General features: G+C 76.9%; 19 protein-coding genes. 6 read left to right on the top strand and 13 right to left on the bottom strand.

What is annotated here, in order from left to right; translation table 11 throughout:
* Positions 1–10 precede the first annotated feature (10 nt).
* The 3 genes from ACI8AR_RS18275 to mshA form a co-directional block, all read right to left on the bottom strand.
* The gene (locus ACI8AR_RS18275) at positions 11–1,603 is read right to left on the bottom strand and encodes an MFS transporter (RefSeq protein WP_457052260.1); all 1,593 of its coding nucleotides are present in this window, start codon (positions 1,601–1,603) and stop codon (positions 11–13) included.
* Positions 1,600–2,184, bottom strand: coding sequence for a YbjN domain-containing protein (locus ACI8AR_RS18270; protein WP_457052259.1), 585 nt, complete (start codon positions 2,182–2,184; stop codon positions 1,600–1,602). The genes ACI8AR_RS18275 and ACI8AR_RS18270 overlap by 4 nt, the downstream gene beginning before the upstream one ends.
* A 64-nt stretch (positions 2,185–2,248) precedes the next feature.
* A complete protein-coding gene (gene mshA, locus ACI8AR_RS18265) occupies positions 2,249–3,577 on the bottom strand; it encodes a D-inositol-3-phosphate glycosyltransferase (RefSeq protein ID WP_457052258.1) in 1,329 nt (442 codons plus the stop codon).
* 84 nt (positions 3,578–3,661) lie between these two features.
* Between mshA and ACI8AR_RS18260 the strand changes: the two genes are divergently transcribed.
* Positions 3,662–4,450 carry an SDR family oxidoreductase gene (locus ACI8AR_RS18260; protein WP_457052257.1) on the top strand — a complete coding sequence of 263 codons (789 nt, stop codon included), beginning with the start codon at positions 3,662–3,664 and terminating at the stop codon, positions 4,448–4,450.
* 781 nt (positions 4,451–5,231) lie between these two features.
* On the opposite strand, the gene ACI8AR_RS18255 is transcribed toward ACI8AR_RS18260, so the two are convergent.
* Positions 5,232–6,233, bottom strand: coding sequence for a UDP-N-acetylmuramate dehydrogenase (locus ACI8AR_RS18255; RefSeq protein ID WP_457052256.1), 1,002 nt, complete (start codon positions 6,231–6,233; stop codon positions 5,232–5,234).
* Positions 6,234–6,292: 59 nt separating this feature from the next.
* Here ACI8AR_RS18255 and ACI8AR_RS18250 point away from each other — a divergent pair, with 59 nt between their 5' ends.
* The 3 genes from ACI8AR_RS18250 to ACI8AR_RS18240 are packed head-to-tail and all read left to right on the top strand — an operon-like array spanning position 6,293 to position 8,265.
* Positions 6,293–7,150 (top strand): class I SAM-dependent methyltransferase, encoded by an 858-nt coding sequence (locus tag ACI8AR_RS18250; protein WP_457052255.1) that lies wholly within the window; start codon positions 6,293–6,295, stop codon positions 7,148–7,150.
* Positions 7,147–8,004 carry a spermidine synthase gene (locus tag ACI8AR_RS18245; RefSeq protein ID WP_457052254.1) on the top strand — a complete coding sequence of 286 codons (858 nt, stop codon included), beginning with the start codon at positions 7,147–7,149 and terminating at the stop codon, positions 8,002–8,004. The genes ACI8AR_RS18250 and ACI8AR_RS18245 overlap by 4 nt, the downstream gene beginning before the upstream one ends.
* 51 nt (positions 8,005–8,055) lie before the next feature.
* Complete coding sequence (locus tag ACI8AR_RS18240) at positions 8,056–8,265, top strand: PspC domain-containing protein (RefSeq protein ID WP_456938217.1); 210 nt, start codon at positions 8,056–8,058, stop codon at positions 8,263–8,265.
* 22 nt (positions 8,266–8,287) lie between these two features.
* On the opposite strand, the gene ACI8AR_RS18235 is transcribed toward ACI8AR_RS18240, so the two are convergent.
* The 9 genes from ACI8AR_RS18235 to murD form a co-directional block, all read right to left on the bottom strand.
* Positions 8,288–8,572, bottom strand: a complete 285-nt coding sequence (locus tag ACI8AR_RS18235; RefSeq protein ID WP_387988361.1) for a DUF2516 family protein — start codon at positions 8,570–8,572, stop codon at positions 8,288–8,290.
* A 122-nt stretch (positions 8,573–8,694) separates the two neighbouring features.
* The gene (locus tag ACI8AR_RS18230; protein WP_457052253.1) at positions 8,695–9,435 is read right to left on the bottom strand and encodes a hypothetical protein; all 741 of its coding nucleotides are present in this window, start codon (positions 9,433–9,435) and stop codon (positions 8,695–8,697) included.
* A complete protein-coding gene (locus ACI8AR_RS18225) occupies positions 9,432–9,962 on the bottom strand; it encodes a helix-turn-helix domain-containing protein (RefSeq protein WP_457052252.1) in 531 nt (176 codons plus the stop codon). The genes ACI8AR_RS18230 and ACI8AR_RS18225 overlap by 4 nt, the downstream gene beginning before the upstream one ends.
* A gap of 82 nt (positions 9,963–10,044) precedes the next feature.
* Complete coding sequence (locus ACI8AR_RS18220; protein ID WP_457052251.1) at positions 10,045–11,028, bottom strand: asparaginase; 984 nt, start codon at positions 11,026–11,028, stop codon at positions 10,045–10,047.
* Positions 11,028–11,597, bottom strand: a complete 570-nt coding sequence (locus ACI8AR_RS18215; protein WP_457052250.1) for an RsiG family protein — start codon at positions 11,595–11,597, stop codon at positions 11,028–11,030. The genes ACI8AR_RS18220 and ACI8AR_RS18215 overlap by 1 nt, the downstream gene beginning before the upstream one ends.
* Positions 11,594–12,703, bottom strand: a complete 1,110-nt coding sequence (gene ygfZ, locus ACI8AR_RS18210) for a CAF17-like 4Fe-4S cluster assembly/insertion protein YgfZ (RefSeq protein ID WP_457052249.1) — start codon at positions 12,701–12,703, stop codon at positions 11,594–11,596. Before ygfZ ends, ACI8AR_RS18215 begins: the two co-directional genes overlap by 4 nt.
* Positions 12,700–13,155: a Fur family transcriptional regulator gene (locus tag ACI8AR_RS18205; protein WP_457052248.1), complete on the bottom strand. Its 456-nt coding sequence runs from the start codon at positions 13,153–13,155 to the stop codon at positions 12,700–12,702. The genes ygfZ and ACI8AR_RS18205 overlap by 4 nt, the downstream gene beginning before the upstream one ends.
* Positions 13,156–13,180: 25 nt before the next feature.
* Positions 13,181–14,527: a hypothetical protein gene (locus tag ACI8AR_RS18200; RefSeq protein WP_457052247.1), complete on the bottom strand. Its 1,347-nt coding sequence runs from the start codon at positions 14,525–14,527 to the stop codon at positions 13,181–13,183.
* On the bottom strand, positions 14,520–15,887 hold the full coding sequence (gene murD / locus ACI8AR_RS18195; RefSeq protein ID WP_457052246.1) for a UDP-N-acetylmuramoyl-L-alanine--D-glutamate ligase: 1,368 nt from the start codon (positions 15,885–15,887) through the stop codon (positions 14,520–14,522). Before murD ends, ACI8AR_RS18200 begins: the two co-directional genes overlap by 8 nt.
* A gap of 129 nt (positions 15,888–16,016) precedes the next feature.
* Between murD and nhaA the strand changes: the two genes are divergently transcribed.
* Both nhaA and ACI8AR_RS18185 read left to right on the top strand, forming a co-directional pair.
* Positions 16,017–17,366 carry a Na+/H+ antiporter NhaA gene (nhaA, locus tag ACI8AR_RS18190; RefSeq protein WP_457052245.1) on the top strand — a complete coding sequence of 450 codons (1,350 nt, stop codon included), beginning with the start codon at positions 16,017–16,019 and terminating at the stop codon, positions 17,364–17,366.
* Between the two features lie 344 nt (positions 17,367–17,710).
* On the top strand, positions 17,711–18,510 hold an 800-nt coding region (locus ACI8AR_RS18185; protein WP_457052244.1), incomplete at its 3' end, for a hypothetical protein.

Below are 18,510 nucleotides of genomic sequence, written 5' to 3'. Positions count from 1 at the left end.
GCTAGGCCCGTCAGGTGGCCCGTGTGCCCGTCTCGCGCCGCCCGGGCAGCCACACCAGGACGACGACGGCGGCGACCGCCGCGGCCGCCGCGGTCCCGACGGCGGTCAGGTGCATCGCCGCGACGAAGGCGTCACGGGCGGTGTCGGCGAGCGCGTCGGCGGCCGCGGCGAGCTCGGTGTCCCCGGCGGCCCGCGCCTCGTCCGCCGTCGCCCCGGCCGCCTCGAGGGTCGCCGCGATCGAGGTGCTCGCCTCGTCGCGCAGCCCGGCCGGCAGCACGTCGACGGCGCCGCGGACGTTGGCCGCGTACGCGGTCGCGAGCACCGAGCCGAGGATCGCGACGCCGAGCGCCCCGCCCACCTGGCGGACGGTGTTGTTCACCGCCGCGCCCGCGCCGGCCTTCTCCCGCGGCACCACCGACATGATCGACTCGGTGGCCGGGGCCATCACCGCGCCCATGCCCAGCCCCTGCACGGTCAGCGTGGTGAGCAGCAGCCACAGCGGCGCGGCCTGGTCGAGCAGCTGGAAGCCCAGGAACGACAGCGTGATGAGCCCGAAGCCGGCCGCGCAGACGGCCTTGGCGCCGAACCGCTCGGCCAGCCGGGAGCTGCGCGGGGCCATCACCGCCATGCCCAGCGCCACCGGGATGAGCGCCGCGCCGGACTGCAGCGGGTCGTAGCCGCGGGCGCCCTGCAGGTAGTAGACGAGGTAGAACGTGGCGCCCATCAGGGCGAAGAAGTTCAGGCCGAGCGCGGCGGCGGCCGCGGAGAACGCCGGGTTGCGGAACAGCGAGACGTCGAGGGCCGGGTGCGCGGAGCGCCGCTGCAGCCAGACGAACAGCACCATGAGCAGCGCGCCGCCGACCAGCGGGACGAGCACCCCCGGCGTCCCCCAGCCCACGCCCGAGCCGCCGTGGATGATCCCGTAGACCAGCCCGGCCAGCGCGGCGATCGACAGCAGCACGCCCGGGACGTCGAGCCGGCCGGGGTCGGGGTCCCGCGACTCGGGCACGAACGCGAGCGTGCCGAGGACGCCGACCAGGGCGACCGGCACGCCGATGAGGAAGATCGCGCCCCACCAGAAGTGCGTCAGCACCAGACCGCTGGCCAGCGGGCCGCCGGCGACGGCGAGCCCGGCGGTGGCCGCCCAGATGCCGATGGCGCGGCCGCGCTCGCCCGGCGGGAAGACGTTGGTGATGACGGCGAGCGTCGTCGGCTGCACCGCGGCCCCGCCGACGCCCATGACCGCCCGCCAGGCGATGAGCTCCAGCGGGCTGTCGGAGAAGGCGGCCAGCACCGAGCCGCCGGCGAAGACGGCCAGCCCGATCAGCAGCACCCGGCGGCGGCCGATCCGGTCGCCGATGACGCCCCAGGAGAACAGCAGCCCGGCGAAGACCACGATGTAGGCGTCGACGGCCCACTGCAGCTCGCCCTGGGTGGCGCCGAGCTCCCGCTGCAGCGTCGGGATGGCGACGTTGAGCGTGGTGTTGCCGGTGATCACCACGAGCAGGCAGACGGTCATCGTGGCCAGCACCCACCACCGCCGGGCGTAGCCGGGGCGCTCCTCGACGGCCGGCGCCGCCGCGGGCCGCCCGGTGGTGGTCATCCCCCGCCGTCCGCGGTGGACGCTCCCCCGCCGTCGGCCGGGCGCCCGGTCCGGCCCTGCTGGGCGAAGGCGGCGAAGGCCTCCAGGTTGCGCAGCGACTCGCCGCGCTTGACCCGCCACTCCCACTCCCGGCGGATCGAGGTGCCGAAGCCGATCTCGAGCATGGTGTTGAAGTGGTCGTCGGCGTAGCTGAGGACCGCGCCGAGCAGCCGGTCGAGCTCCTCCGGGGTCACGGCGGCGTGCGGGACGCGGCCGGTGAGGTAGACGTCGCCGACCCGGTCGATCGAGTAGGCGACGCCGTACATGCGCGCGTTGTGCTGCAGCAGGTAGGTCCACAGCTGCTCGCGGTTCTCGTCGGGCTGGCGGCAGACGAACGCCTCGATCCGCAGCGCGTGCTCGCCCACGATGAGCCCGCAGACCGTCTTGAGCTTCTTGGTGCCCGGGAGGTCGACCAGCCAGCGGCCCGGCGCCGGGTGCTCGTGCACCAGGTCGGCCTCGCGCAGGGTGCGGTCGATGACCGCGTCCAGGGCGGCGACGACGTCGGCGCGGGTGGTGGGCGCCTCCCCGATCCCCTCGCTCACCGGGCCACCTCGCTCACCGCGCCACCTCGTTCACCGGGCCACCTCGTTCACCAGGCCACCTCGTTCACCAGGCCACCTGCGTCCCGGCCACCGGCCGCAGCGAGCCGAGCGCGCGGCTGCGCCGGGCGGCGGCGGCCATCTCCGCGGCGGCCGAGGAGTAGGCGGCCACCAGCGCGTCGGCGGTGCGGTCCCAGGAGAACGCCGCGGCGTGCCGGCGCGCGCCGGCGCCCATCAGCTGCCGGCGCGCGAGGACCGCGCGGACCGCCGCCGCGTAGGCGCCCGGGTCCCGTCCGTCGACCAGGACGCCGGACACCCCGTCGCGGACCGCCGTCCGCAGGCCGCCGACCGAGGCGGCGACCACCGGGGTGCCGCAGGCCTGGGCCTCGAGCGCGACCAGGCCGAAGGACTCGTTGTGGCTGGGGACGACGGCGACGTCGGCGGCGCGGTAGTGCAGGGCCAGCCGGTCCGGCGGCTGCGGCGGGAGGAAGCGCACCAGGTCGGCGACGCCGAGGTGGGCGGCGAGCTCCTCGAGCTGCCGCGGCGCCTCCAGGCCCGACCCGCTCGGCGCCCCGACGACGTGCACCTGCAGCCGGGAGCGCAGTGCGGGGTCGTCCTCGAGCATCCGGGCGGCGGTGGCCAGCAGCAGGTCGGGCGCCTTGAGCGGCTGGATGCGGCCGACGAAGGTCAGCACGACGGCGTCGGCGGGCACGCCCAGCGCTCGGCGGGCGGCGGCGCGGTCGCCGGGGGTGAACCGGTCGAGGTCCACGCCCGGGGGGACGACGAGGGTGCGGCGCGGGTCGGCCCCGTAGTGCTCGACGAGCTGGTCGGCCTCCTCGTCGGTGTTGGCCACCAGCCGGTCGGCCTCGGCGACCACCTGCTCCTCGCCGATGACGCGGGCGCGCGGCTCGGGCCGGTCGCCGTCGGCCAGCGCGGCGTTCTTCACCTTGGCGAGGGTGTGCGCGGTGTGGATCAGCGGCACGCTCCACCGGTCCCGCGCCAGCCAGCCGACCTGGCCCGAGAGCCAGTAGTGCGAGTGGACGACGTCGTAGTGGCCCGGCTCGTGCTGGGCCTCCTCGCGCAGCACGCCGGCGGTGAAGGCGCACAGCTGGCCGGGCAGCTCCTCCTTGCCCAGGCCCTCGAACGGGCCGGCGCTGACGTGCCGCACGGTCACGCCCGGGCTCATCTCGACAACCGGCGGCAGGTCGCTGGAGGTGGCGCGGGTGAAGACGTCGACGGCGATGCCGCGGGCGGCCAGCCGGCGGGAGACCTCGACGATGTAGACGTTCATGCCCCCGGCGTCGCCGGCGCCGGGCTGGTCGAGCGGGCTGGTGTGCACCGAGATGGTCGCCACCCGCCGCGGCGCGCGCGGAGGGAGGAGGCGGCGAGCAGGCACCCACGACCTCCCGCCTCGCCGCCCCGGGTGCCGGTGCGGCACCCCTGTCGGCTCTCCATCCTGCAACAGGGTCAGGATGACCACATGACCGGTGTTGCCGAGATCTCCTCCGCCGGCCCGCGTCCGCTGCCGGGGACCGGCCGCACCGCCGTCGTCACGGGCGCCTCGAGCGGCATCGGCGCGGCCACCGCGGCCCGGCTGGCGGCGGAGGGCTTCGACGTCGTCGTCGGGGCCCGGCGGCTGGACCGGCTGACCGGGCTCGCCGAGCGGATCGGCGCCCGAGCGCTGCCGCTGGACCTCACCGACCCGGCGTCGGTCGAGGCGTTCGCCGCCGCGCTGGACCGGGTGGACGTGCTGGTCAACAACGCCGGCGGGGCCTTCGACGCCGCGCCGGTGGCCGAGGCCGACCTCGACTCGTGGGCGCGGACCTACGAGGTCAACGTGCTCGGCACCGTCCGGCTGACCAAGGCGCTGCTGCCGAAGCTGGTCGCGTCCGGCGCCGGCGACCTGCTGTTCATGGGCTCCACGGCGGGGCTGGTCTCCTACGAGGGCGGGGCGTCCTACACGGCGGCCAAGCACGCGGTGCACACCCTGGCCGAGACGCTGCGGCTGGAGCTGTACGACCAGCCGGTCCGGGTCGTGGAGATCGCGCCGGGGATGGTCAAGACCGAGGAGTTCACCCTCAACCGGGTCGGCGACCGGGAGCGGGCCGAGTCGGTCTACCGCGGTGTGCGCCGGCCGCTGGTGGCCGAGGACGTCGCCGACTGCGTCGCCTGGGCGCTCACCCGCCCGCACCACGTCAACGTCGACCTGCTCGTCGTCCGCCCGCGCGCCCAGGCCGCCCAGCACAAGGTGCACCGCGAGGAGCCCTGAGCCGGACGGACGCACCGCGGCACCGTCCGGCCGCACCTGCCCGGAAGTCGCCGTCCGGACGACGACCACCCCGCAGTCGCGCGTCCGGCCCAGCCGCGGACGGCGTCCTCGGTGAGGGCGACGGTCTCCGCCCCGTTCTCGAGGACGGTCCATCGGCCTTCGCCGGGACGGCGCAGCGCCAGGAGCTCCCAGTGCTCGTGGGTCCGGCGGCCGTCCCACAGGAAGGCGTGGACGCCCCACGTCTCCACCGCCGGGTGCACGACGCCCGACGAGACGGCGACGTCGAGCCCGGCCCGCGTCGGCGTCCCGGCCCGGCGCTCGAGGAGGTCGTCGACGAGCCGCTGGGCCTCGTCCAGCACGTCGCGGACGTCGGACTGCGTGTACGCGTCGACCGGACCGTCGAGGCGCCGGTCGGCCCACCACCCACGGACGGCCGTCGAGGCGCGGCGCAGGCGGTGCCGGCGGACCAGGTCGAACACCTCGGCCCGGTCGAAGGTCGCGAGCGGTGAGCGACTCACCAGTGGCCCGAGGTGCGGCGCCCACCGAGCGGACGCCGCGTCGACCGCCGCGCGCTGCCCCGGCAGGTCGGGCCGGTCCAGCAGGGGGACCAGGACGACGTCGTCCCCGACGGCCTTCACGGCGAACCGGTGGGCGCGCCGGTCGTAGACCGCTGCCACCTCGTCGTCGTAGCCCGGTCCGAGACGGAGATCCCCTGGTCCCCGGAGCGTCTGCACCCGGCCCCGGTCGTCGAGCAGGACCACCGGCCAGACCGGGCCCTGGCTCACAGGCGGGTGGGCTCCGGGACCAGGGTGACGCCGAAGCGCTCGCGGACCGCCGCGACGACGCGGTCGGCGAAGGCCATCAGCTCGGCCGCCGTGGCGCCGGGCTCGGTGGTCAGCGCGAGGCTGTGACGCGACGACGTCCCGACCCGGCCCTCGCGGGTGCCGCGGCCGAAGCCGGCCGACTGCACCAGCCACGCGGCGCTGAGCTTGACCAGCCCGTCGCCGGCCGGCCAGCTCGGGCAGCCGGGCACCGCCCGCTCCGCCGGGACGACCGGGTTGGTGAAGAACGACCCGGCGCTGCGGGTGTCGGGGTCGGCCGGGTCCACGACCATCCCCTTGCCGCGGCGCAGCTCCAGCACCGCGGCGCGGACGTCGGCCAGCGGCGCCCGCCCGCCGAGGTCCACGCCCAGCCGCTTGGCCAGCTCGGCGTAGCCCACCGGCCGGGACAGCGGCCCGGCGTCCAGCGCGAAGGTCACGGTGAGGACGACGAACCGGCCGGGCTCGCGCTTGAGCCGGCTGTCGCGGTAGCCGAAGCCGCACTCGGCGTTGGCCAGCGTGCGCTCGCGCTTCTCGGCGCGGTCGTAGACCCGCACCGCGGTGATCGTCTGGGCGACCTCCTGGCCGTAGGCGCCGACGTTCTGCACCGGGGTGGCGCCGGTCGAGCCCGGGATGCCCGACAGCGCCTCCATCCCGGCCAGCTCCTGCGCCACGGTGAGCGCGACCAGGTCGTCCCAGTCCTCGCCCGCCTGCACCTCGAGGACCTCGCCGCGGCGCTCGACCCCGCGGCTGCGCACCGCGACGACGTCGCCGGCCCAGCCCTCGTCGGGCGCGACTAGGTTCGAGCCCCCGCCGAGGACCAGCAGCGGTCGCCCGGCCTCGTCGGCCTCTCGCACGGCGGCGACCAGCTCGGCGGCGTCGGTGACCTCGACCAGCCGCTCGACGGGCCCGCCGATGCCGAGGGTGGTCAGGTCGGCGAGACGGGCGTCGGAGCGGAGGAGCACCAGCCCACGGTAGCCGCGGCGCGCGAGCCCGCCGGGCAGGGCGACTACCCTCGGGGCCGGTGAGCGACGGGGGCAGCGGGCACAAGCGCCGGGCGAACCTGGCGCCGCGGAAGGCCCACCCCCGGCTGGCCGCCGGCCGCGCGCGGGCGCTGGGCCTGCCCACGCGGGGCACCACCAACGCCAACCGGCTGCGCCGGGTCGACCGCTGGCTGGTCGCCACCCAGGTGCCGCGGCTGCGCGACGCGGCCCGCCCGCTGGTGGTCGACCTGGGCTACGGCTCCTCGGCGGTCACCACGCTGGAGCTGGCCGACCGGCTGGGCCCGGAGGTCCGGGGGCTCGAGGTGGTCGGCCTGGAGATCGACCCGGCGCGCGTGGCCGCCGTCGCCGAGGACCGCGACCCGCCCCGGGTCGACTTCCGGGTCGGCGGGTTCGAGCTGGCCGGGCTGCAGCCGGTCCTGGTGCGGGCGTTCAACGTGCTGCGCCAGTACGACGAGGCGTCGGCCGCGCGGGCGTGGGAGACGATGTGCGCCGCCCTGGGCCCCGGCGGGCTGCTGGTCGAGGGCACCTGCGACGAGTGGGGACGGCGGGCGACCTGGGTGGCCCTGGACGCCGACGGCCCGCTGACGCTCACGCTGGCCGCGCGGGTCGCGGACCTCGAGCGCCCCTCCGACCTCGCCGAGCGGCTGCCCAAGGCGCTCATCCACCACAACGTCCCCGGCCGGCCGGTGCACGACCTGCTGCGCGCCCTGGACGCCGCGTGGGCCGCGGCGGCGGGGCTGGCGACGTTCGGGCCGCGGCAGCGCTGGGCCGCCGCGGTGCAGGCGCTGGCCGACGAGGGCTGGCCCCTGGTCGGGAGCAGCCGCCGCTGGCGGCACGGCGAGCTCACCGTCCGCTGGTCCGCGGTCGCGCCGACGTGAGGCGTCCCCGGCCCGAGGTGCTCCCGCCCGGCCCCACCGAGGTCGACGGCGGCACCGCGGAGCTGCTCGGCGACGCCGACCGCGACGGCTCCTGGGTGCTGATGGTCGACGGCACGCCGCAGTCGCACGTCGACCTCGACGACCCCGCGCACCTGGAGTTCGAGTACGTGCGCCGGATGGGTCACGTGCTCGACCTCGCCGCGCCGGAGGGCGAGCCGCTCGACGTCGTCCACCTCGGCGGCGGCGCGCTGACGCTGGCCCGCTACGTCGCGGTGACCCGCCCCGGCTCGCGGCAGCGGGTGGTGGAGCTCGACCAGCGGCTCACCGACCTGGTCCGCGCCCACCTGCCGCTGCCCCGCGGCGCCCGCGTGCGGGTGCGGGCCGCCGACGCCCGCGCCGGCCTGGCCGCGCTGCCGACGGCGAGCGCCGACGTCGTCGTCAGCGACGTCTTCGCCGGCGCCCGCACCCCCGCCCACCTGACGACGGTCGAGTACGCCGCCGAGGCGCACCGGGTGCTGCGGCCCGGCGGGGTGCTGGCGGCCAACGTCGCCGACGGCCCGCCGCTGCGCTTCGCCCGCGGCCAGGTGGCCACGCTGTGCGCCGTCTTCCGGCACGTCGCCCTCCTGGCCGAGCCGGGCACGCTGCGCGGACGGCGGTTCGGCAACCTGGTGGCGGTGGCCTCCGACGCCGAGCCGCCGGTGGCCGGGCTGACCCGGCGCTGCGCGGGCGACCCGATGCCGGCGCGGGTGGTGGCCGGCCCGGACCTCGCCCGGTTCACCGGGAGGGCGCAGCCGGTGCACGACGACGGCGCCGTGCCCTCACCGGAGCCTCCCCCAGGGGTCTTCGGGCGCTGACCAGGGTCTTCCCCGATGCCCGGGACGGCCGCCCGCGCCTACTGTCGGGGCATGACGTACCCCGCACCGGCTCCGCGCCGTCTCGCCCGCGACACCCAGAACAAGATGATCGCCGGCGTGTGCGCCGGGATCGCCCGCCGCTACGGCATCTCCGTCGGCGCCCTGCGGCTGGCGTTCGTGGTCTCGTGCATCCTGCCGGGGCCGCAGTTCATCGCATACCTCGTCCTGTGGGTGCTGATGCCCGCGGACGACCGCTGGTGACCCGCCGTCCCGGCGGGCCGGCTCACCAGCTGCTGTTGCCGCGCTGCACGCCGCGGACCGCGGGCCGCACGTCGACCAGGTAGACGACGGTGGCGATCACCGCGGGCAGGCCGAGGAAGGTCATCGGCCCCTGCAGGTAGATCACCACCGCGGCGAGCGCGGTGATCGCCGCCCAGGCCGGCTTGCTCAGCTTGCCGGCGGCGACGTAGCCGGCGGCCGGGCGGATGACGGCGTCGACGAACGCCCAGGCCGCGACGGCCAGCAGGACCAGCCGCAGGCCCTCGAGAACGGCCCAGTCGAACCCCATGCCCGGAGGGTACCCGCCGGGACGCGGTCGCGGCCTCCTCCGCGGGGGACGTCTCACCCCCGGAGACGCGACAGGGCCCCGGAGCGCGGTGGCAGCTCCGGGGCCCTGGCCGGGCACCGAGGTCAGTCGGTGGTCTTGACGGTGCGGGTGCGGGTCACGCGGGTCGAGGTGCCGGTGGCCTTGCCGCGGGCGGCGGTGGTGCGCTTGGCCGGCTTGCGGGCGGCCTCGGCGGTCGCCTCGTCGGCGGCCTCGGCGCCCTCCTCGATGGCGGCCTTGGCCTGGTCGGCGGCCTGGTCGACGGCCTCCTCGGCCTTGGCGGCGGCCTTGGTGGTCTTCGAGGCGGCCTTCTGGACCAGCGAGGTGACCTCGTCGGAGGCCTCGTTCACGGCCTCGGCGGCCTCCTCGATGACCTCCTCGACGGCGCCCTCGACGGTGTCGACGGCCTGCTCGGCGCGGACGACGAAGCGGCGGAAGCCGGGCTGGCGGCGCAGCTCCTGCAGCACGTCGGCGCCGCGCTCGGCCAGCTGCTCGATGGTCGTGGTGGCCTGGGTGCGGGCCTGCTCGACCAGGGTCGAGACGGTGCTCACGACCGCGTCCGGACGGACGGCGCCGGCCAGCTGACGGCCGTTGGCGCGGGCCTGGGTGACGGCCTCGCGGGCGCGGTCGGCGGCCTGCTCGGCGCGGGTGCGGGCCTCCTTGGTGGCCAGGTCGACCTGGACCTGGGCCTCACCGGGGAGGGTGCGCAGGGAGGCGAGGACGGTGCGGGCCTGCTCGACGGCGAGGTCACCGGCGCCGACGGCGACGAGGAACTGACGGCGGCCGCGCTCGGCGACCTGCTCCAGCAGGGTGGTGGCGGTGCTCATGCGGACTCCTTGGAGGTGGTCGGGTCGGATCCGGGCGTGGCGCCCGGGACGGTGCTCGGGGCGGTGGTGCGGGTCGCCGCGTACTCGCGGACGTAGGTCTCGTACAGCTCGACGAGCACGGCCTTGTGCCGCTCGGAGAGCTGGTCGTCGGACCGGATGGCCGCGACCGTGTCGGGGTTGCCGGCCCGCCGGTCGAGGATGCCCGCCTGCTCGTAGAGCGACTCGGCGGAGATCTTCAGACCCCGGGCGATGGCGGCGAGGATCTCCGCCGACGGCTTGCGCAGCCCCCGTTCCACCTGCGACAGGTAGGGGTTGCTCACCCCCGCGGTGCGGGCGAGCTCGCGCAGGGACACCCGGGCGGCACTGCGCTGCTCCCGGATGTACTCCCCGACCTGCGAGCGCACCGCCGAGACCTGCTGGGCCTCGGCCGCGACGGTCTCCGCGACGCTGCCGGCGAGCTGGTCCACCTTCTCGCGGACCGACCTCACCTGACCGCTCACGAACTCGCCGGGGGTCTGCACGTGCATGACGCTAACCACGGGTGCTAGCAACTGCAAGCGCAGGAGCAAGCACCCGGGCGTGAGTCCGCTCACACCCGGCGTGTCGCCGTCAGCCGGCCAGCACCGCCGAGGACCGGATCTCGCCGACGACGCCGTCGCCGCCGGTCACGGGCGTGACCGACCACCGGGCGAGCGCCTCGGCGTCCACCCCGAGCCGGCGCAGCGCGGCGGCGAGGACGGGCGCGCGGCCGCGGTCGCCGCCGTCGTCGAGCTTGAACGCGACCGCACCGCGGCCGGGCAGCGCGGCGACGTGCACGCCGTCGGCCCCGCCCTTGACCAGCAGCCCGGGGACGGCGGTCATGAGCTCGGTGTCGTCCCGGCCGGTGCCGGCGACGTACCAGGGGTGCGCCCGCACGGCGTCGGCCACCGCCCGCTCCGGGCTGCCCGCCGGCGCCTCGACCAGCGAGCCGACGCCGCGCGCCAGCCCGGTCAGGGACAGCCCGTGCTGCGGCGCGCCGCACCCGTCGACGACGACGGCGGCCACCTGCTCGCCGGCCGCGTCGGACAGGCGGGCCTCGATGGCCTGCTGCAGCGGGTGGCCCGGGTCGAGGTAGCCCTCCGTCGGCCAGCCGGCGGCGACGCAGGAGGCGAGCATCGCGGCGTGCTTGCCCGAGCAGTTGAACGCCAGCCGCTCCGGCTCGCGGCCGGCGACCGTCCAGGCGGCGCGGGTCGGCTCGTGCCCGGGCAGGGCCGCCGGGCAGCCGAGCGCGTCCGGGCCGAGGCCGGCGGCGGCGAGCACGGAGGCGGCGAGGTCGCGGTGGCCGTCCTCGCCGGCGTGCGAGCCGGCCGAGATGGCGAGCTCCTCGCCCGAGCGCGGCTGCCAGCCGGCCGCGAGGTAGGCCGTGGCCTGCACCGGCTTGTTCGACGAGCGCGGCAGCACCGGGCGGGCCACGTCCCCGGCCGACCAGCGCACCTGCCCGTCGGGACCGACGACGACGACCGCGCCGCGGTGGACCGACTCGAGGAAGCCCGAGCGCCAGACCTCGACCAGGACCGGCGCGTCCGGCCAGGCGGGGGTCGACACGTCGCCCATCAGTGGCGTCCCTCGTCCGCGAGCAGGGCGGCGACGTCGGCCTCGCCGTTGCGGTACCGGCGGGCCAGCTCGCCGGCGAGGGCGTCCATCACCTGCTGCACGCCGCGGCGCCGCTCGGACAGCGAGCCCTCGGCGGCGGCCAGCGCGCGGGCGGCCCGCTCGAGGTCGGCGTCGTCGAGGTCGGGGACGGCGGAGAGGTCGACGTCGGGGGTGAGCGCGTTGACCCAGGACTCGTACTCCTCGGGCGCGGCCGGCTGCACCGTCTGGTGCCGGCCGAGACCGTGCGCGGGCCCGCGGCCCTTCTCGGCGAGGATCTCGGGCAGCAGGTCGACCAGCGAGCGCCCGTCGTGCTCGGCGCGGCGCTGCAGCTCCCGGCGGACGATGTCGAGCCGGCCCTGCAGCAGCCGCCGCGTGTAGGAGAGGTTGACCTCCTCCTGCTCGGCGCGGCGGCGCAGCCCGCGCACCTCGCCCATGGGGCGGGACTCCACGCCCCCGAGGAAACCGGGGTCGAGCAGCACGTCGACGGCCGCGCCGCCGGCGGGGGTCGGGCCAGAGCTTGCGGAGGTCACCGCCCGATGGTGGCAGACCGCACCGCGCGGACCCGGTCGCGGGCCGCGGCCCGGGTGTCGTCGAGCCCGGCCGGGGCGTCGTCGGGGTCCACGGCCGCGCGCGACCCGCCGACGGCGAGCTCGGCCCCGGGCGCCACCGACTGCTTGACCAGGGCCAGCGCGACGACGCCGAGCTCGTGGTGGCGCACGACCGTGCCGGTGCGGCCCACCTCGCGGGCACCGGAGGTCACCGGCGTCCCCGGGACGGGCAGGTCCTCGCTGACGCCGTCGAGGTGCAGCAGGACCAGCCGCCGCGGCGGGCGGCCGAGGTTGTGCACCCGCGCGACCGTCTCCTGCCCGCGGTAGCAGCCCTTCTCCAGGTGGACCGCGGTGGTCAGCCACTCCAGCTCGTTGGGGATGGTGCGGTGGTCGGAGTCGACGCCCAGCCGCGGCCGGCGGGCCTCCACCCGCAGCGCCTCGTACGCGTCCAGGCCGGCGAGCCCGGCACCGGCCGCGGTCAGCGCGTCGGCGCGGGCGGCGAGCTCGGCGCGCGGGACGAGCAGGTCGAACGCCGTCGCGCCGCCGTCGCCCAGGGGCGGCATCCGGCGCACCCAGCCGCGGTCGGGCAGCGCGGCGACGGCGTGGGCGGCATCGGGTGCGGGCAGCCCGGCGGCGGCGAGCACCTCCGGCGCGCGGGGGCCCACCAGCGACAGCAGCGCCCAGTCGGCGGTCACCAGCGCGGGCTCGACGCGCAGCATGAACCGCATCCGGTCGAGGAAGGTGTGCAGCGCCGCGCCCGTGCCCGGCTCGACGTCGGCCCAGGTGGTGCCGGCGAGCTCGGCGAGGACCAGGTGGTGCTCCACGTGGCCGTGCGGCGAGAGGACCAGCGCCTCGGTGCCGGCGCCGTCGGCCAGCCGCTCGAGGTGCTGGCTGGTGAGGCTGTGCAGCCAGGTGAGCCGGTCGGCGCCGGGGACGGTGAGCACGTCGCGGTCGCTGCGGTCGACGAGCCCGGCGCCCTCGGCGAGCAGCCGCTGCTCGCGCAGCGGGTCGCCGTAATGGGTGGCCACGGTCGCGCCCTCGGCGACGACGGCGCCCGCCCGCGCGGCGAGCGGTGAGGTGGTGGTCATGCGTTCTCCGTCCCGGCTTGCCTGCATCGGCGGCACGTGCCCGACAGCGCCACGTGCCCCACGTCCAGGGTGAAACCCAGGTCGGCGGCCAGACGTTCCGCGGCCGGCTCCAGCAGCGCCGGGTCGGCCGAGGAGATCTCCCCGCAGCTGGCACAGACCACGTGCAGGTGGGGGTGCTCGGAGGCGTGGTAGACCGGCGCGCCCTTGGCGACGTGGGTGTGCCACACCAGCCCGAGCCGCTCGAGCAGCTCCAGCGTGCGGTAGACGGTCGAGGTGTCCGGCGCCGCGCCGCCGGGCCCGGCCTCCTCGCGCAGCCGGGCGCCGATCGCCTCGGGGGTGGCGTGGTCGAGCGCGGCGACGGCGGCCAGCACCTGCTGGCGCTGCGGGGTCAGCCGCAGCCCCTGCGCCCGCAGCCGCTCGGCCAGCGGCGCGGGACCGTGCTCGGTCGTCACGGTGAGGAGCGTAGTTCCGGGCGGGCTACGCGACGGCGCTGCGGGCGTCCGCCAGCACCCGCCGCAGGGACTCGAGGTACCGCTCGGGGATGGCGTGCCCGCCGCGCGGCGGGAGGAACCGCGCGACGGTCGCGCCGGTCACCTCCGCGGCGGCCGCGGCCTCGGCGCCCAGCGCCCGCACCACCGGCTGGTCGCCCCACGACCGGCTGGCCGCCAGGTGCGCCATGGCCGCCGCGCTCTCGGCCCGCTCGCCCACGCAGTCGAACGGCTTCTCCGTGGCCCAGAGCCTGCGGAACCCGTCGGCGAGGGCGACGTCGGCCAGCGGGTTGCCGCCGAACACCTCCCGCGCCTCGTCGGGGGTCAGGAAGACGGCGAAGCAGAGGAAGGTGAACAGGCACTTGTCGCAGTGCAGGCACCAGCGCTGCACGGCCTGCCCGCCCAGGTGCCGCTGCGTGTAGGAGCGGTTGCAGCTGAGGATGTTGGCCCTCAGCGGCAGTGCGGCGACGGCGGCCACGGTGGCCAGCTCCGACAGCTGCCGGGTGAGGCTGAAGTAGCCGGCGCCGACCTCGGCGGCGGCCGCGGCGAACAGGCGCTCGAACTCGTAGGACTTCGAGTACTGGTGGTTGACGCTGGCGCCGTCGATGGTGAGCGTCTCCTCGTCGGCGGAGCGCTCGTTGGCGAACACCACGGGGTCGTGGCCGCCGAGGACGGCGACCAGCGTGGCGATCGAGGAGTTGATCGCCGTCACCGGCACGTGCCCGTTGAGGCCGCCCTGTGCCGTCCGCTCGGCCAGCAGCGGGTCCAGCCTGCGGCGGACCTCGACCAGCGGGACGCCGGCCGCGCGGGCGACGTCGCGCTGCGCGCCGGTGGGGTTGATCGCCAGCGCCGTCCCGTCGGGGATCACGACGAGCGCGAGCGCGGAGTCCTTGCCGCCGCCCACCGGGAGCAGCGCGCCGCGCCCGCCGCCGGCCGGGACCGGGCCGGGCTCGCGGACCTCGGCGTCGAACTCGACCCGGTGCGGCACCGGCAGGTGGTTGACCGCGGCGAACTCGCCGAGCCCGTGGGTGTAGGCGGCCTGCGCGACGGCGAGCTGCGCGGCGGTGACCGGCCGCTCGACCGTGACCCGGCCGGGCGCGGCGAGCTTGTAGTAGCTGGTGCCCATGACCAGGTGCACCAGGTCCAGCGCGGCCTCCACGGCGGCGTCGAGCTGCGGGGACGCCGGGCCGGTCAGCAGCGCCGGGTCGAGGGCGAGCCGCTCGGTGAACTCGTCGTCGCCGAGCCGGTAGGTGAAGGCCGCCTCGCCGGTCGCGCGGTCCAGGGACCGGCCGGCGACGACGAAGGTGCCGACCTCGGCGACGCCGTCCTCAAACACCGTGGACCCGGTCGGCGCCGGCGTCGACGAGGATCTGCTCATAGGTGGCTGCCAACTCCTCGAAGTCGCGGAAGCGGTTGTAGCTGGGGGCGCCGGGCGAGAGCAGCACGACGCCGCCCGGGGCGGTGCCGGCGATCGCCGCCGCGACCGCCTCGGCCAGCGACGCCGTCTCGGTCAGCCGCACGGCGGCGCCGGCGGCCGCCCGGCGGACGTCGTCGGCCAGCCGGGCCCCGGTGTCGGGGACGGTCACCAGGGCGACCTCCTCCCGACGGGCCACCAACGTCGCGGCCAGGCCCGTGTAGTCCAGGCCCCGGTCCTGGCCGCCGGCGATGAGCGTGACCGGCCGGCCGGCCAGCGCGTCGAGCGCGGCCAGCACCGAGACGGGGGTGGTGCTCAGCGTGTCGTCGACGAAGGTGACGCCGCCGAGCGTGGCCACCGGCGCGAGCCGGTGCGGCAGCGCGCGGAAGGCGGCGACGGCGCCGGTCACGGCGTCGGCGGTGGCGGCGAGGTCCAGGCCGAGCAGGGCGCAGGCGGCCAGCGCGACCTCGACGTTGCTGCGGTTGTGCGCGCCGGGCAGGTGCACCGGCTGCACGGCCTCGGCCAGGCCCGGGGGCAGCACGTCGGCGGGGTCGATCAGCTGGGCGGCGCCGAGGTACCCGGCGGCCAGCGGCCGCGCCTGGGCGCTGACGACGACCGAGCGCTCCGGGCAGGAGGAGAAGACGCGCAGCTTGTCGCGGTAGTACGTCTCGACCGACCCGTGCCAGTCCAGGTGCTCGGGGGCGAGCGAGGTGAGCGCGCCGCGGCCGGCGAAGTCCGGGACGGCGGCGGCCTGGTAGCTGGAGACCTCGACGACGAGCGTGCGGTCGCCGACCCCGTCCAGGACGTCGAGCAGCGGGGTGCCGATGTTGCCGGCGTGCACGGCCGGGCGGCCGGCGGCGGTGAGGACCGCGGCGGCCAGCGCGCTGGTCGTGCTCTTGCCCTTGGTGCCGGTGACGCAGAGGACCGGGATCCCGCGCGCGGCGGCCTCGGCGAGCGCGACGCCGGTGCCGGTGGTCACGAGCGTGCGGTCGGCCAGCGCCCGGGCGTCCTCGCGGTAGGGGCTGATGCCCGGCGAGCGGACGACGACGTCGCAGCCGGCGAGGTCGGCGACGTCGGCGGTGGCGGTCACGCCGTCGGGCAGCGACGCCGGGTCGACGGGGCGGCTGTCCGCGACCAGGACCGACGCGGCACCCGCGGCGCGGGCCGCGGCGACCGCGGCCCGCCCCTCGCGGCCGTGCCCCCAGACCCCGACGCGCCGGCCGGCCAGCTCCGCGAGCCGGAGGGACCGCTCCCGCGGGGGCGGTGCCGGGCGGGGGTCCACGGCGCCCACTCTACGGACCGGCCCCGTGCACGGACGGCGACGACGGGGCCGCCGGTAGGGTGGCCGCCAGGTGTGCCGGGAAGTCTGGTCGGCGGCGTCGTACCCGACCCCTCTCCCAGGAGCCGCCCGATGAGCACCCCGCACGGATCCACCCCCGTCTTCGGCCGCGGCTCGTGGACCGAGACCAGGCGCATCGCCGACGTCCTGCGCAAGGAGACCGTCGGCGGCGTCCTGCTGCTGATCGGCACCGTCATCGCCCTGGTGTGGGCGAACTCGCCGTGGGCGGAGTCCTACGCGACCCTGCGCGACACCCGCGTGGGGCCGGCCTCCCTGCACCTGGACCTGACCCTGGGCACCTGGGCCGCCGACGGCCTGCTGGCGATCTTCTTCTTCGTCGCCGGGCTCGAGCTCAAGCGCGAGTTCGTGGCCGGCGACCTGCGCGACCCGCGGCGGGCGGCCCTGCCGGTGGCCGCCGCCGTCGGCGGGATGGTCGTGCCGGCGGTGCTCTACGTGCTGGTCAACCTGGGCGGCGGTGACGCCCTGCGCGGCTGGGCGATCCCGGTGGCCACCGACATCGCCTTCGCCCTCGCCGTCCTGGCCGTGATCAGCACCCACCTGCCCAGCGCGCTGCGGACGTTCCTGCTCACCCTCGCCGTGGTCGACGACCTGCTGGCGATCACGATCATCGCGGTCTTCTACACGACGTCGCTGGCGGCCGGCTGGCTGGCGCTGGCCCTCGTGCCGCTCGCGGTCTTCGGGTTCCTGGTGCAGAAGCGGATCCGCTCCTGGTGGCTGCTCCTGCCGCTGGCCGTGCTCACCTGGGTCCTCGTGCACGAGTCCGGCGTGCACGCCACCGTCGCCGGTGTGCTGCTCGCCTTCACCGTGCCGGTCGTCCGCAGCGAGGCGGCCGGTGGACCCGGCGCCGGCCCCGGCCTGGCCGAGCACCTCGAGCACCGGTTCCGCCCGATCTCGGCCGGCTTCGCCGTCCCCGTCTTCGCCTTCTTCGCCGCCGGGGTCACCGTCGGCGGGCTGTCCGGCCTGGTCGAGTCGGTCGGCGACCGGGTGACGCTGGGCATCGTCGTCGGGCTCGTCGTCGGCAAGGTGGTCGGCATCGTCGGGGCCAGCTGGCTGGTCACCCGGTTCACCCGCGCGGAGTTCGCCGACGACCTCGGCTGGCCGGACCTCGTCGGCATGGCGCTGCTCGGCGGCATCGGCTTCACCGTCTCCCTGCTCATCGGCGAGCTCGCCTTCGGCACCGGCAGCGAGCGCGACGACCACGTCAAGGTCGGCGTGCTGGTCGGGACCCTGCTGTCGGCACTGCTGGCCACCGTCGTCCTCCGGCTGCGCAACCGGCGGTACCGGCGGATCTACGAGCTGGAGCAGATCGATGCCGACGAGGACGACATCCCCGACGTGTACCAGCGCGACCCCGACACGCCCGGCGCTCCGGGGCTGCGCAGGGGTTCCGCCGACGGCTGAACAACGTCGTTGCCGACCCCGGAACTGCGACGTACCGTCGAGGTACACGAGAGGGGAGGTGGTCCGAACAATTGATTTCTTATCGGACTCGTGAGGTGGCTGTCCGCTAGCCGCCGTCCAGATGGGCCGCCCGTTCGGAGTGGAATCCGAACGATGGCATGATCGCCCGTCCGTCGTACGGCGGCGAGCGAGAACCGGACAGTCACCCGACCCCCGGGCTGCCGACACTTGTCCAGTCGGCCCGTGCGCTGCCGCCTCCCGAGGTGGCGCCGCGGAGCGGCCCGGGGGTTGTCCGTCCCTGGGCACGGACCGGCCCAGCGCGCTGAGGGGGAGGAACGGCGGCCGTGCAGACCGCTGGGCGTTCCGCGCAGGCCGGCCGCTGGGTCGCCGAGGCCGTCCGCGCCGCTCCCCCTGACACCGTCGCCGCGCTCCTCCCGGCCCGCTTCCCCGCCTACGCCCGCGTGTTCCACCCCGCCGTCCGCTACGACGGCGACGTCGACGTGCACGTCCGGTGGGACGAGGTGGCCGCGGCCAACGGCACCCGCGCGCACCGCCTCATGCAGTGGCCCGGCGTCACCGGCTCCTGGGACTACCTCGGCGAGGCCGACCAGCCCGGGCTGTGGAACGACGCCCCCGCCGAGGGCCACCTGGTCGCGCACGTCGCGCGGGAACTGGCCGCGGTCCTCGGGGACCAGACCACGACGCCGGGCGAGTGCTGGTTCGGCTGGGACGACGGCGGCGCCGCCGACCTGCCCCGGCTGCGCCTGCCCCGCGCCGACCTGCTGCTGACCCGCGGGCCGGTGGAGCGGGCCGCCGGCAACTTCGCCCCCGAGCCGCACGAGCAGAGCGCCGCGCTGTGGTGGCCGGCCGACCGCGCCTGGTGCGTCGTCACCGACCCCGCGCTCACCAGCACCTACGTCGGCGCGGGGGTGGCCGCCGTCGACGCGCTGCTGGCCACCCGGCTCGAGGTGGCCCCGGCGGGCCCCGCCGACCCGGTCACGCCGGACAGCGACCCGGTCAACGCCGTGCTGCCGCGGGGGGGGGGGGGGGGGGGGGGGGGGGGGGGGGGGGGGTGGGGGGGGGGGCGCGCCGGGGGGGGGGGGGGGGGGGGGTGGGGGCGGCGCGCGGGGGGGGGGGGGGGGGG

The sequence above is a fragment of the Geodermatophilus sp. SYSU D01036 genome, assembly GCF_054050435.1.
Note: the sequence above shows the minus strand (reverse complement) of the source record. Positions and strands in the feature narration are given on the sequence as shown.

Coding starts and splice junctions, on each gene's coding strand:
- ACI8AR_RS18225 (WP_457052252.1), bottom strand. CDS start 9,962: ATGCACGTGCAGACCCCCGGCGAGTTCGTGAGCGGTCAGGTGAGGTCG.
- nhaA (WP_457052245.1), top strand. CDS start 16,017: ATGAGCACCCCGCACGGATCCACCCCCGTCTTCGGCCGCGGCTCGTGG.
- ACI8AR_RS18275 (WP_457052260.1), bottom strand. CDS start 1,603: ATGACCACCACCGGGCGGCCCGCGGCGGCGCCGGCCGTCGAGGAGCGC.
- ACI8AR_RS18220 (WP_457052251.1), bottom strand. CDS start 11,028: ATGGGCGACGTGTCGACCCCCGCCTGGCCGGACGCGCCGGTCCTGGTC.
- ACI8AR_RS18235 (WP_387988361.1), bottom strand. CDS start 8,572: ATGGGGTTCGACTGGGCCGTTCTCGAGGGCCTGCGGCTGGTCCTGCTG.
- ygfZ (WP_457052249.1), bottom strand. CDS start 12,703: ATGACCACCACCTCACCGCTCGCCGCGCGGGCGGGCGCCGTCGTCGCC.
- ACI8AR_RS18230 (WP_457052253.1), bottom strand. CDS start 9,435: ATGAGCACCGCCACCACCCTGCTGGAGCAGGTCGCCGAGCGCGGCCGC.
- ACI8AR_RS18240 (WP_456938217.1), top strand. CDS start 8,056: ATGACGTACCCCGCACCGGCTCCGCGCCGTCTCGCCCGCGACACCCAG.
- ACI8AR_RS18260 (WP_457052257.1), top strand. CDS start 3,662: ATGACCGGTGTTGCCGAGATCTCCTCCGCCGGCCCGCGTCCGCTGCCG.